General features: G+C 45.5%; 11 protein-coding genes. 6 read left to right on the forward strand and 5 right to left on the reverse strand.

Translation table 11 applies throughout. The annotated features are described in order from the left end of the window. Nucleotide 1: 1 nt before the first annotated feature. The 5 genes from nuoF to ACTXGK_RS26440 all read right to left on the reverse strand — a co-directional run bounded on the left by nuoF (nucleotide 2) and on the right by ACTXGK_RS26440 (nucleotide 5,479). Complete coding sequence (gene nuoF / locus ACTXGK_RS26420) at nucleotides 2-1,426, reverse strand: NADH-quinone oxidoreductase subunit NuoF (RefSeq protein ID WP_443517561.1); 1,425 nt, start codon at nucleotides 1,424-1,426, stop codon at nucleotides 2-4. Continuing rightward, nucleotides 1,423-1,932: an NADH-quinone oxidoreductase subunit NuoE gene (gene nuoE, locus ACTXGK_RS26425; protein ID WP_057758927.1), complete on the reverse strand. Its 510-nt coding sequence runs from the start codon at nucleotides 1,930-1,932 to the stop codon at nucleotides 1,423-1,425. Before nuoE ends, nuoF begins: the two co-directional genes overlap by 4 nt. Nucleotides 1,933-2,100: 168 nt before the next feature. After that, the gene (gene nuoC, locus ACTXGK_RS26430; RefSeq protein WP_443517560.1) at nucleotides 2,101-3,876 is read right to left on the reverse strand and encodes an NADH-quinone oxidoreductase subunit C/D; all 1,776 of its coding nucleotides are present in this window, start codon (nucleotides 3,874-3,876) and stop codon (nucleotides 2,101-2,103) included. 131 nt (nucleotides 3,877-4,007) lie between these two features. Beyond that, nucleotides 4,008-4,676, reverse strand: coding sequence for a NuoB/complex I 20 kDa subunit family protein (locus tag ACTXGK_RS26435; RefSeq protein ID WP_394213467.1), 669 nt, complete (start codon nucleotides 4,674-4,676; stop codon nucleotides 4,008-4,010). 179 nt (nucleotides 4,677-4,855) lie between these two features. Further along, nucleotides 4,856-5,479, reverse strand: coding sequence for an NADH-quinone oxidoreductase subunit A (locus tag ACTXGK_RS26440; RefSeq protein ID WP_201602164.1), 624 nt, complete (start codon nucleotides 5,477-5,479; stop codon nucleotides 4,856-4,858). Nucleotides 5,480-6,280: 801 nt separating this feature from the next. Here ACTXGK_RS26440 and ACTXGK_RS26445 point away from each other — a divergent pair. From ACTXGK_RS26445 to ACTXGK_RS26470, 6 genes are all read left to right on the forward strand, one after another. Then, nucleotides 6,281-8,314, forward strand: a complete 2,034-nt coding sequence (locus tag ACTXGK_RS26445) for a UvrD-helicase domain-containing protein (RefSeq protein ID WP_443517559.1) — start codon at nucleotides 6,281-6,283, stop codon at nucleotides 8,312-8,314. Nucleotides 8,315-8,434: 120 nt separating this feature from the next. Beyond that, entirely contained in the window at nucleotides 8,435-9,826 is a 1,392-nt protein-coding gene (mgtE, locus tag ACTXGK_RS26450; RefSeq protein WP_443517658.1) for a magnesium transporter, read from the forward strand. A gap of 126 nt (nucleotides 9,827-9,952) precedes the next feature. Further along, entirely contained in the window at nucleotides 9,953-10,417 is a 465-nt protein-coding gene (gene dut, locus ACTXGK_RS26455; RefSeq protein WP_394213461.1) for a dUTP diphosphatase, read from the forward strand. Between the two features lie 164 nt (nucleotides 10,418-10,581). Beyond that, a complete protein-coding gene (locus tag ACTXGK_RS26460; protein WP_443517558.1) occupies nucleotides 10,582-12,477 on the forward strand; it encodes a phosphohexomutase domain-containing protein in 1,896 nt (631 codons plus the stop codon). Between the two features lie 75 nt (nucleotides 12,478-12,552). After that, the gene (gene argB / locus ACTXGK_RS26465) at nucleotides 12,553-13,458 is read left to right on the forward strand and encodes an acetylglutamate kinase (protein WP_443517557.1); all 906 of its coding nucleotides are present in this window, start codon (nucleotides 12,553-12,555) and stop codon (nucleotides 13,456-13,458) included. 21 nt (nucleotides 13,459-13,479) lie between these two features. Beyond that, entirely contained in the window at nucleotides 13,480-13,713 is a 234-nt protein-coding gene (locus ACTXGK_RS26470; protein WP_443517556.1) for a hypothetical protein, read from the forward strand. Nucleotides 13,714-13,731 lie beyond the last annotated feature (18 nt).

Raw genomic sequence — 13,731 nt, forward strand, 5'->3', positions numbered from 1 at the left:
CTTATTTCACTACTGGCTGTTGGTTGGCTGCAGCATCAATAACCTCGACACCAACCGCCTGCGCGATTTTTTGATCAAACTCTGGACGGAAATATTTAATCGCACTCATTAGTGGTTCCATCGCACCTGGGGCATGCGCACAGAATGTTTTACCAATCCATAAATCACGCGTCAGGCCTTCTAGTTTTTCTACATCGCCCACTTGCCCTTCACCATCATTGATGGCGGTAAGCAGTTTAACGCCCCACGGCAGACCATCACGGCATGGTGTACACCAACCGCACGATTCACGCTGAAAGAAAATCTCAAGGTTGCGCAGTAATGGCACCATGTCTTGTGATTCATCGACGACCATAATCAGACCAGTACCCATACGGCTACCAGCATTTTGAATTGGGTCAAAATCTACGACTACATCCAAATGCTCTGCGGTCAAAAAGTCAGTCGATGCGCCGCCTGGCAGCCATGCTTTCAGCGTTTTACCATCTTTCATACCACCCGCTAGATCTTCAATGATTTCGCGAGCTGTATAACCAAACGGTAATTCCCAAAGGCCTGGATCATTAACCAATCCTGAGCAGCCAAATAGTTTGGTACCTGGCGTTTTACTCTTGCCTTTAATTTCAGATAGCGACTGATACCACTCAACGCCATGATTCAAAATCGCTGGCATATTACACAGAGTTTCAACGTTATTAACAACGGTTGGACGACCCCATGCGCCAGAGATTTGTGGAAACGGCGGCTTGGTACGTGGGTTAGCACGGCGGCCTTCTAGACAATTAATCAATGCGGTTTCTTCACCGCAGATATAACGTCCAGCGCCCGTATGCACATGCAGATTAAAACTAAAATCTGAGCCTAAAATATTGTCGCCCATGAGATTATTGGCTAAGCACTCTTCGATAGCAGCGACCAAACGCTGGGCTGCCAAGATATACTCACCGCGAATAAAGATATAACCGTCAGTAGCACCAATCGCATGAGCGGTAATGAGCATACCTTCGATAAGCTGAAACGGCAGACGCTCCATAAGCAAACGGTCTTTGAATGTGCCTGGCTCCATTTCATCCGCATTACAGATGAGATAACGCGGCAAACCATCCGGCGGCGACATAAACGACCATTTAAGACCAGCGTTAAAACCTGCACCGCCACGACCTCGAACATTGGCCGCTTTGATCATATTGCCGACATCTTTAGGCGATTTAGATAGCGCTTCTTTTAGACCCGTAAAGCCTTTTAGAGATTCGTAAGTAGCCAAATCAAGCACCGCGTCATGATGCGCCAAACGCCACGTCAAAGGCTTGGTTTCGCTAGTGGCGGTCGCTTTATCACCATAGATTGGAACACGCTGTGCATTTAGCTGGCTTGGTGCTTGACCTTGACCGCGACGAGCAATTTGCTCTGAAATCGTTAAACTCATGCGTATAGCTCCAATAATTGCGCGACCTCAGATGGCTGGACAGGGCCGTAAGTGTCTTCATCGATCAGTACCGCCGGCCCCTTGTCACAGTTGCCCAAGCAGCAAATTGGCAATAGCGTAAAGCGACCGTCAGCCGTAGTCTGACCATACTCAATACCCAGCTGCGATCTAATCTCAGCTGACAGCGCCTCATAGCCTGTCAAATAACAAGCCACAGAATCACATATGAGAATCACATGGCGACCGACAGGTTGGCGATAAATACGGTTAAAGAAAGTCGCAACCCCGTCCATGTCTGACATCGGGATGTCTAGGATATTGGCAATAGCATTCGCTTGCGCATCATCGACCCAGCCGTTGCGCTTTTGCACGATTTTTAGCGCATCTAGCGAGGCGGCACGCGCCTGTGGGTAATGATGCATAAACTCATGAATGGCAGCGATTTCATCACTGGTGAGAATGCTTTCCACATCTACTTTTGGCATTTTGTCGGAAACAATTTTCATAATCTTCTGTCTTTCCTCACTCATCCTGCTCTATCACAAGCCAATATCAGTCTGATTGAAACTGTGGTTATATCGACAAGTGACAGCATTTTGGTGTGCCATCAGGCAATAATATATTGATGAACAAATACTTTTGAAGCAGCGGCTTTAATCTTAAATATCAAGACCTTAACGATCACAATCCGCCATCACAATATCAATCGATGCTAGGTACATAATGGCGTCAGAAACTAGCGAGCCATTGATGACCGATGGCATCTGTTGCAAATGAGCAAATGTCGGCGTACGAATACGGGTACGATAGCTCATCGTGGCCTTGTCTGAGGTGATGTAATAACTATTCAGACCTTTAGTCGCCTCGACGATCGTTGTACATTCGCCCGCTGGCATCACAGGACCCCAAGATACTGAGATAAAGTGGTTAATCAGCGTTTCGATATCATTCAATGTACGGTCTTTCGGCGGTGGGACGGCCAGTGGATGATCCGCTTTGTAAGGGCCTTGCGGCATATTGTCCATACATTGGCGAATGATACGCAATGACTGACGCATCTCTTCGACTTTGACCATACAGCGATCATACGCATCACCGTTGTAACCAACGGGTATCTCAAAATCGTAATTCTCATAGCCCATGTACGGACGTGCTTTACGCAGATCAAAATCAACGCCTGTCGCACGCAGACCAGCACCCGTCACGCCCCAAGCCAATGCTTGCTTAGCATTGTACTGAGCAACCCCTTGGGTACGGCCTTTAAGCACGCTGTTCTGTAGTGCCGCTTTGACATATTCGTCTAAGCGTTTTGGCATCCAATCTAAGAACTCACGAACTAAGCGCTGCCAACCGCGCGGCAAATCAGCAGCCGTACCGCCAATACGGAACCAAGCGGGATGCATACGATAGCCAGTTACGGCTTCGATGACATCATAAGCTTTTTGGCGATCGGTAAACATATAGAATACAGGGGTCATACCGCCCGCATCCTGAATAAAAGTACCGACGAATAGTAAGTTATTGGTAATACGGAAAAACTCGCTCATCATCACGCGAATGGTCTCAGCGCGCGGCGGCACGGTAATGCCTGCAAGCTTTTCGACTGACATGATATATGGCAGCTCATTCATCACACCGCCGAGATAATCGATACGGTCGGTATAAGGAATAAATGAATGCCAAGTTTGGCGCTCAGCCATCTTTTCTGCACCGCGATGGTGATAGCCGATATCTGGGATACAATCGACGACTTCTTCACCATCCAACTGTAGCACCAAGCGAAACGCACCGTGAGCAGAGGGATGGTTAGGACCGATGTTCAAGAACATAAAGTCTTCATCACGACCCGAGCGCTTCATGCCCCACTCTTCTGGGACAAAACGTAGGTTTTCTTGCTCGTATTGTTGCTTGGCGGTATTCAAGAAGTACGGGGTAAATTCAGTCGCACGCGCATGGTACTCTTTGCGCAGTGGATGACCTTCCCAGTATTTTGGCAATAAAATACGGGTCAAATGCGGATGACCTGTAAAGACAATACCGAACATGTCCCACACTTCGCGCTCATACCAGTTGGCATTTGGCCAAATATTGGTCGCGCTTGGGACATTGAGATCATCTTCGCTCAGCGCGACCTTGACACGTATATCACTATTGCGCTCAAGCGACATCAGATGATAGAACACCGTAAAATCACTGTCAGGCAAACCCGCGCGATGCTGACGTAAACGCTCATCTATCGCTGACAAGTCAAATAGCATGACGTACGGCTGAGGCAGTTTGCGCAAAAATAAGAGAACATCTAATAAATCAGCACGAGCCACCCAAACCGTTGGAATCTCATCCACAGTCTGCTGCACGACAAATTTACCCGCATACTTTTGCTCCAGCTCTGTGATGACTACTGGGACGGGCTTGATCTTAGGATCTATGTTTTCGACTACCGTGACCATGAATGATGTATTCCTTCATTAATCATAACTAAACTATGTCAACCATAACTGAGCTATGTTAATCATAACTGAACTATGATAGGCGCATAAAATATTGAAGTTATTGCTGTGAATCTAAATGCCATCTAAACTTAGATGCTGTCTGGGCTACGCAAGTTTTTGACAGCGATACGATCTGCTTGCTTACGGTCACGCTCAGGCGTCATTTGTGGCTGATAGACACCTTGCTCATTGACATGGATACCTAACGGACGACGCTCTTTAGTAATAGATTCTTGCAATAACATTAAGCCTTGAATCAACGCTTCTGGACGCGGCGGACAGCCTGGCACATACACATCAACAGGGATGATTTTATCGACGCCTTGTACGACCGAGTAGATATCATACATACCGCCCGAGTTGGCACAGGCCCCCATAGAGATAACCCATTTTGGCTCAAGCATTTGCTCATAGAGACGCTGAATAACAGGGGCCATTTTAACGAAGCAAGTACCGGCGACGATCATCACGTCTGCCTGACGAGGTGACGCACGGATAACCTCTGCCCCAAAGCGTGACAAATCATGAACGGCGGTTAAGGTAGTGGCATATTCAACATAACAGCAAGACGTACCAAAGTTAAATGGCCAGAGCGAGTGCTTGCGCCCCCAGTTTGCTGTTGAATGAACGAGGTCTTCGAGACGACCCATAAAGACGTTTTTATTGACTTCATCTTCGATAGGGTCATTGACCGTTTGGCGGGTCTGTGCAGGATAGGTATCTGCATCAGGGTTGGCTTTTGTTAATGTGTATTTCATAACATACAACCTTCATATTAGGCTTAGCGTAGCAATCATCTTGCTCGCGCTGTCGCCATAATTTTATTATTAATAAGTGGCTAATCATCAGCGATCATCGATATCAATAGACTGGTGTCTTTATATCTTGCTGCCTGTCCTTTACAAAAAAACCTAGCCGTTAAAACCATCAACTGGCATTAACGCGCAGCTTTATCTTTTTGACTAGACGTCGCAAAGTCCACAGAAGTCACATTACCTGTGGTATTAATATGATCGATGTTTTGTAGATGACGGCGATTGGTCTCAATATTGTTTGAGACATTGATTTGACCGGATGATTGCGCAGGCACTTTACCAGTAGGATCGACCATCAACTCGTGAGCACCATCAAACTTAGTGATATCCGCTAAGTTAAAGCCAGCAGGCGCGGCATATAAGCGTGCCTTTTTGCGCAGCTTGTCAGCAGGTGCCCAGTTCATCGCACCTAAGCTCAGCTCATAAATCAAACCGATAATCAGAATAGTGATAAAGGTAGCAGCAGCGGCAAAACCAAGCCAGCCGGCCTCTCGTACTGACACAGAATACGCGTAGAGATACAGTGCCTCTAAATCGAAAATCACAAAGAAAATCGCGACCAAATAGAATTTAGCAGACAAACGAATACGGGCGTTGCCAGATCCGACAACACCCGCTTCAAATATCTCTTCTTTTTGTAAGCCTTGAGAGCGACCGCCAAGTAAACGCGGTACCACCAGCATAAAGACAACTAGCCCAATGGCGGCTAAGATAAAAGCAACTGCTGACCAATTAAAAGCAGACATGATAATACGTGCTCCTCACCCAATCGAGTGTTAGACACAGCGCAGGCACTGACCCATTAAGGTCGCCTCACGACAGGTATAACGCAGACGAAAACACAAAGCAACTGTCATTCACTGACACTGTGTTTAAGTAACTGTCATTGAGTCACATGTTAGGTATTTTGCTGGTAATAACCAATTATCAAGCTTATTAACGACGATGTCAGACCTGACCAACTGTAGAGATTCCGGTATGCACGCGGATAAAGGCTGGTCGCCCAACGCATCTTCTAACAACGTAAGATCAACGTATTAAATCAATATCATATCTGACTGCGTACTTAATTGATTTAATAGCTCATTACACGTGGTTAATAATGACGTGACAACTGGCATAAATTATTTACGTACTATACGCATATCAGTGCCTAAAAGCTAGTTTTTAACTGTATTCGACGGTCATTTTCTATGAAACAAAATGTGTTTTTTTTACCAAAAATTATGATATAGACGTTACCTTATATTAACCCCAAATCCATGCTTTGTTCGATACGCAAACGCTGTCACGCTATTTATCAAAAATCAAGTGCGCTCATACCCTATTTTCATCACCCAACTCCTCCCCCAAAGTGACCATTTTTGCTTTATAATGACCCACCTAATTTTACGATATGTCATCATCAAACCTTAAATTCTATTATCCTTATAACAAACATTATTAAGATATCTCTACGATATTGATTTTGGTGATACGCATCGCGCTCATCTATTTGTGCTATATCAGCGCTACCCTCTTTTTGCTTTTGTCTTACAGGTCACGTTATGAGTCAACTCAATCCCAAACAACAAGAAGCCATGCTCTACGTATCCGGCCCACTACTTGTGCTCGCAGGTGCTGGCTCCGGCAAGACCTCGGTGATCACGCGTAAAATTGCGTATCTGATTCAAGAGTGCGACATGCCAGCTGAGCGCATCACTGCCGTGACCTTTACTAATAAGGCGGCACGTGAGATGAAAGCCCGTGTCAGCAAACTACTCCCAAGCGAAAAAACGCGCGGTTTGACTGTATCGACCTTTCACCAATTTGGTCTCCAGTTTTTGCGCTACGAGCTGATTCATACGCCGCTAAAAGGTAACTTCTCTATCATGGACAGTGATGATAGTAAGCGTTTGCTCATGGAGCTAATGATGCGCGACAATTTAAGTGGCGCTGAAAGTCGTGAGCTGGTTGGTAAAGCGATCAAGATGATTTCCGACTGGAAAAACGATTTGATTGAGCCTGACAAGGCGATGGAGACGTTAGACGATCCAGAAGACATGATTTTTGCGACCTTGTACGCGCTTTATGAGCGTAACTTGCGCGCTTACAACGCGGTCGATTTTGATGACTTGATTGTACTACCAACCAAAATATTACGTGAAAATAGAGAACTGCGCGACAAATGGCAAAACCGTATTCGTTATCTATTGGTCGATGAGTATCAAGATACCAATACCGCCCAGTATGAAATGATTAAGCATTTGGTTGGACCCCAAGGTCGTTTTACCGTGGTGGGTGATGATGACCAATCTATCTATGCGTGGCGCGGTGCGAAGCCTGAAAACATGGCACTGCTAAAAGAAGATTTCCCAAAACTAAAAATCGTCATGCTTGAGCAAAATTATCGCTCAACCACCCGTATTTTGACCTCTGCCAACGCCGTTATTCTCAACAACGAGCATTTATTTGAAAAGAAACTATGGTCAGATAAAGGTCAAGGCGAGAAAATCCGCATCATTAACTGCCGTAATGATGATGATGAGTCCGAGCGCGTTGCCAAAGAAATCGTCACCCATAAGCTGCGTTTCGGCAATGAATGGGAGCAGTACGCGGTACTCTACCGCAGTAACTTTCAGGCACGTATGCTAGAGGCACAATTGCGCCAGTTGCAAGTGCCTTATAAGTTATCGGGCGGTCAGTCGTTCTTTGCCCGTAGTGAAATCAAAGACATCATGGGTTATCTGCGCCTGATATTAAACCCCGAAGATGACAGCGCGTTTTTGCGTATTATTAATACCCCCAAACGCGGCATGGGACCTGCCACGCTAGAGAAGCTTGGCTTATTTGCACAAGAACACAGCATCTCGCTATTGGCTTCTTGTACTCATGCCGGCTTGGCTCATGTTTTGCCATCAAAAGCTTATGGCACGATAAAAGAGTTTGGCGAGTTCATCGAGCACTATACACGCGAGCTGGACCAACACCCTGATCCTGTGCCAATCGTGCGTCAGATGATTGATGAGACGGGTTATATTGATTTTGTCCGTAGCGATGCCAAAACACCGCAGCAAGAAAAAAACCGTATTGATAATATCGATATGCTGTATACCAGTATTCAGTCACTCATTAATCGCGCGGAAGAAGACGAAGATCGCACGATTGATACCATCATTCGTAAACTGGTCTTGCTTGATATGCTTGAGCAACAGCAAGAAGAAGAGAATACCAACAAAGTCAATCTAATGACCTTGCATGCTGCAAAAGGCTTGGAGTTTGATTTTGTTTATATCATGGGGCTTGAGGAAGAGATGCTGCCGCATCGCAACTCTATCATGAGTGAGACAGTGGAAGAAGAGCGTCGTCTGATGTACGTAGGCATTACCCGCGCGCGTCGTGAGCTGACATTGACGCTCGCGACCCAGCGCCGTGCTGGTGGCCAGATGCGCGTCACCTCAGAGTCCAGATTTTTGGACGAGCTACCTGAAGATCATGTTGACTGGCCCGCCAAGGCCAAAAAGAAAAAAGCAACCAAAGATCCAGAAGCGGTCGCTGATGAGTATTTGGCCAATATTCGCGCTTTATTGGGTAAGCGCTAACATCAACATTGGCAGTGCTGATGCCAAAAAGAACTAACTCGGCAAACGCTAACCCGACGTTTTGCCATTTGCTACTATTGACACTTTATAAAAGATATTGGAATCCTTATGCCTACCTCGATGCCCGATCAGGAACGACCATCAGTGCTACCAGGAGATTATAATCCGGCTGAATACAGTGCCGAATATAAACTGCTGTATTTGCAGGATTTGGTTGCTGATAAAGCATATGAGGCGATTACAGAGTTTTTAGAAAAGCAGTCTGAGTATGAGATTGCAAGCCTACTAGAGTCTTTCCCGACTCAAAACCGCCTACTCATCTGGGAGCAAGTACCAGAGGGCATTAAAGGTGAGGTACTTGCTGAGCTCGAGTACGATACCCGCCAGCCATTATTAGAGAATATTTCTTCTCAAGAAATCTCGCTATTTACCCAAGATCTTGATGCCCAAGACATCTCTGAGATTTTGGATACTGTCACTGAGAGCGTACGTACCTCAGTCATGGCAACGCTCGATGAAGAAACGCGCGTACAAGTCAATAAACTTGATACGTATGATGACTGGGAAGTTGGGAGCTACATGGATCCTGATATTATCCAAATACGGGATGATATCTATCTGGCGGATGTACAGGATTGGCTACGCGAAAACGAGGATCTACTCGATGACGAAAGCCAAGAGCTGCTCGTGGTCGATCAAAGCCAGCAATTACTTGGGCTATTGAGTCTGGTAGATCTGATTAAACATGACCAAAAAACGTTAGTTTCAGAACTGATTGATACGGCTATCACGATTAATGATCGCTTAGATATCCAAGATGCCGCAGCGATTTTTCGCTCAGAAGATATCCGCTTTGCCCCCGTGACGAACAGCTATGGCGAGCTGGTTGGACAACTAAATGGCGAAGACATCATGGAGATTATCCAAGATGATGTCGATAGCACCATGAAAAACCTTGCTGGTGTTAGCCAAGATGAAGAGCTGTTCGCGCCTATTCTAACCAGTGCTAAAAGCCGTAGTGTCTGGTTGGGCATTAATCTCTGTACTGCGCTTCTAGCGGCAGCAGTGATTGGACAGTTCGAGGAAGTGTTGGCAGAAGTGGTGGCGCTGGCGATATTGATGCCTGTGGTCGCCAGTATGGGCGGTATTGCAGGCTCGCAAACCTTGACAGTCGTTATCCGCGGTATGGCAATGGGTCAAATCGGTGGTTCTAACCGAGTTTGGCTCCTGAACAAAGAGCTGTGGGTTGGCGCGATAAACGGTATCATTTGGGCGATAATCATGGCATTTATTGCCCAATTATGGTTTCATGACATCAAAATTAGTGCTGTCATTGGCTTTGCCATCGCGATCAACATGACTGCGGCTAATGTCTCAGGAATTAGTATACCGCTGATGCTAAAACGTATGAATATCGATCCTGCGTTATCAGCCTCAGTGATTTTGACCACCGTGACGGACATTGTCGGTTTCATGTCATTTTTAGGCTTGGCGAGTGTGTTAATACTCTAGTGAATTGCTAAATAATAAAGTATTCAATAAAAATATAGCATTGCTATTTATATAGCATTGTTGTTTATACAATATTGTTAAATAGTCTTAATTTATAAAACTTCTAAATCGTTAAGTGAGTGTGTTATGCAAGCTGTACAAGTAAAAGTGGTCAACCCTAAAATTACTGAAGATGAAGCATTTTCTTTGCCAACTCGTGCCACCGATGGCAGTGCTGGTATCGACTTACGTGCTTGTATTGATGAGCCCTTAACGATCAAAGCAGGCGAAACTCACTTGATAGGTACAGGCCTCGCCGTTTATATTCAAGACCCTAATTATGCTGGTATGATATTGCCGCGCTCAGGACTTGGCCATAAGCATGGCATCGTCTTAGGCAACTTGGTTGGGTTGATTGATGCCGATTATCAGGGTGAGCTGATGGTTAGCATCTGGAACCGTAGTGAGAATGATTTTGTTCTCAATCCAAGCGATCGCATGGCACAATATATCGTGGTGCCTGTTGCCCGTCCTGAGTTTGAAGTGGTCGCAGAATTCAGTGATGAAAGCGTGCGCGGTGCTGGCGGATTTGGGCATTCAGGTCGTCAGTAACCATCCATTAGCCAGTAATTTTTGGACAGCGACTTAGATCGTCATTAAGCCAAATCATAACCAAGATAGCGACTAGGATTTATTTTTTTACATTAATAGAATGTTGCGCTGTCCATTTTGTATTCATAATCACCTATTTATCACGTCAATAAGGAGAATAAGCCATGCCATCTTTTGCGGCGCAGCAATCCTTATTTCGTGCTTATGACATCCGTGGTACAAACAAACATTTTACCAATGAGTTTGTACAAGCGCTCGGCCATCGTTTTGCTCAGCTCTATGGCTCTCAACGCAGCCAATTCACAAAAAATAGTGATGCCAATACCATTGATACTGGTACCAGTATTGATACCAATGTTATTACCGCTATCGATAGCAATGCCGATACGCCCATAGACACTACGCAAAATACTGGCGTTGACGATGTTGGTGTTAAAAATATCGTGGTTATTGGCTATGACATGCGTCATGGCAGCGAATCGATTGCACGTACACTCGCTACTGTATTGAATCAGCAAGGTTTATGCGTTATCCAGCTCGGTCTTGTTACCACACCCATGATGGCATTTTGGGCAAAGCAGTATCAAGGCCATGGCATTATTGTGACCGCCAGCCACTCTGCCAAAGATATATTGGGTATCAAGTGGCTGGTCAATCATAAATCTCCCAGTAATGTAGAGATACAAACCTTGTATCAACAATTAATCTCTCATACTCATTACTCATCTAAAAATCAGGTCGAGCAAGCAACCTTAGACTCAAAATCAGACTTACACCATATAAATATTAGCAGCAATACAGAATTATCTAGAGCGTTGCTTAAAGAACTGCCTGCCAAGCAAATAGCAGACGTCTATATCGCGGCTATCGAGCAAGTCTTTTGTCAGTTGACTCAGGATAATCAGACAGCACCTACAAAAAACCAAAAAACGTCAGCTAAGCTTGATCTGATTGTGGTTATTGATTGTATGCACGGTGCCACTGGCAACATCACTCAGCGCCTATTTGACCGTTTTTGCCAGCATGTTATTGTGCTCAATGACACGCCAGATGGCAGTTTTCCTCTTGGTAATCCTGATCCAGCCGAGCCCAACCGTCTAACAGCGCTGCAGCAAGCCGTTGTTTCTCATCATGCCGATATTGGTCTGGCATTTGATGGTGATGGTGATCGTTTGATGATCGTCGATAATGACGGCAAAGTGGTCATGCCTGATCACCTACTCTACTTATTGGCACGCATTGCCATTACAGAACGTCCGGATTCTTTAACCAACTCCTTAGCGTCTGAGGTGCTATTTGATATTAAATGCGCGCATCATCTGCCGAAGCTACTGGCAGATCTTGGCGCGATGCCAGTGATTAGCAAGACTGGTAGCAGCTTTATGCGCCAACAGGTACAGCATCTTGATAGTCAAATTATCTTTGCAGGTGAGCTATCAGGACATTTTATTTTTAATGATGGCCGCTTTATCCCTTATGATGATGCCATATATGCTGCATTACGCTTACTACATTGGTTTGCTAAATCTCGTAATATCTTAGATGATAAAAATGCGCTAACAGATATTCTCCAACGCTTGCCAGCCATGGTCAGTACGGCTGATCATTATTTGCCGGTGCCGCAGACTGCTAGGACAGATTGCTCAATTATGGAGCAATTAACGAGGGTTTGTACTTACTTGCAAGACCTAGCGAGCGTGACTACTCATGCTGATTTGTTTGACAGTTATGATTACCGACTAGACGCCGCTAATCTACCAGCTGCTATATGTGAGTCACCAGTCTGTACTTGCTCCTTTGTCAGATCCCATATAGCTGTCGAACAAGCCAAGTCTTTATTACCAGCAGGCACTAGACTTAGCTGCATAGATGGTGTCCGCTTGGATTTTGCGCACGGATTTGGCGTACTGCGTCAATCAAATACCAGTAATAGCCTGACTGCACGCTTCGCTGGTGACAGTATGCATGACCTAAAAGACATTCAAGCGACCTTTGCCGCGTTGTGTCGCCCATTTAATGCAGAGCTGGCAACACAGATTGTCGCCATGCCTGCTGAATAACTGCTTTAAAACCTGTACCAATTAAATATGCTAAAAAGAACAACCCTTTTAAAACCCGCCCTTTAGGAGTTAGGAATGACGCTTAATCTAGATGACGCCAAAAACACCGCTGAAGTATTAACTACTGCACTGCCCTATATTCAGCGCTTTGTTGATAAACTCATCGTGGTGAAATACGGCGGCAATGCCATGACCGATCCTGAGCTTGAAAGCTCATTTGCACGCGATATTGTCTTGCTAAAAACGGTCGGTATGCATCCAGTCGTTGTACATGGTGGTGGTCCACAAGTTGATAACTTACTAAAAGAGCTCGGCCGTCAATCAGACCGTATCGATGGCATGCGCGTCACTGACAAAAGCACCATGGATATCGTAGAAATGGTATTGGGCGGCAGTGTCAACAAATCGATTGTTAGCCTAATTAACAAACACGGCGGTCGCGCAATTGGCCTCACGGGTAAAGATGCCAACTTGATTCAGGCAAAAAAACTGATGATGGAAAAAATTGGCGCAGACGGTATCGCTGTCCCTGTAGATTTAGGGTTCGTGGGCGACGTGGTGAGTGTCAATAAAGACGTCATCAATATGCTCATTGCCTCTGATTTTATTCCTGTTATCGCACCACTTGGCGTTGATAAAGAAGGCAATACCTACAATATCAACGCTGACCTGGTCGCTGGTAAAGTGGCTGAGTTTTTGCAAGCAGAGAAACTAATGCTATTGACCAATATCAAAGGTGTATTGGGCCGTGACGGCGAGGTAGTGACTGGGCTAACACCCAAGAAAGTCGATGCCTTAATCGAAGATGGCACGATCTCAGGCGGTATGATTCCCAAAATACAGTGTGCGCTTGATGCGGTACGTAGCGGTGTTAAAAGTGCCGTTATCGTCGATGGACGCGTTCCTCATGCCACCTTGCTAGAGATTTTCACTAACGAAGGGGTCGGTACGCTGATCAGCCGTGAGATAGAGGCCTCATAGCGTCAAACACAGGAAGCAATCATGTCTCTCACGCTATGGTTTTTACTATTCATAATACAAAGTATCTATTGTTGGTGGATTATCGGCTATGGCGGTGCAAAATGGATAGAGGGCTGGAAGTCGTTTTTTATGATTGACTGGTTTGCCCTTGATTGGACAGCGGAGCAAATTCGCCTCTATGTGCTCATTATTTGGGGCTTTAGTGTAATTTGGTTTATTGTTGGCGTTATTAAGCCCGAGCTAAGAGTTTATTAGCTCGGGCTCTTTATGCCC

Origin of the sequence: Psychrobacter sp. T6-5, from assembly GCF_052258485.2 — a bacterium.
Taxonomy (GTDB): Bacteria; Pseudomonadota; Gammaproteobacteria; order Pseudomonadales; family Moraxellaceae; genus Psychrobacter.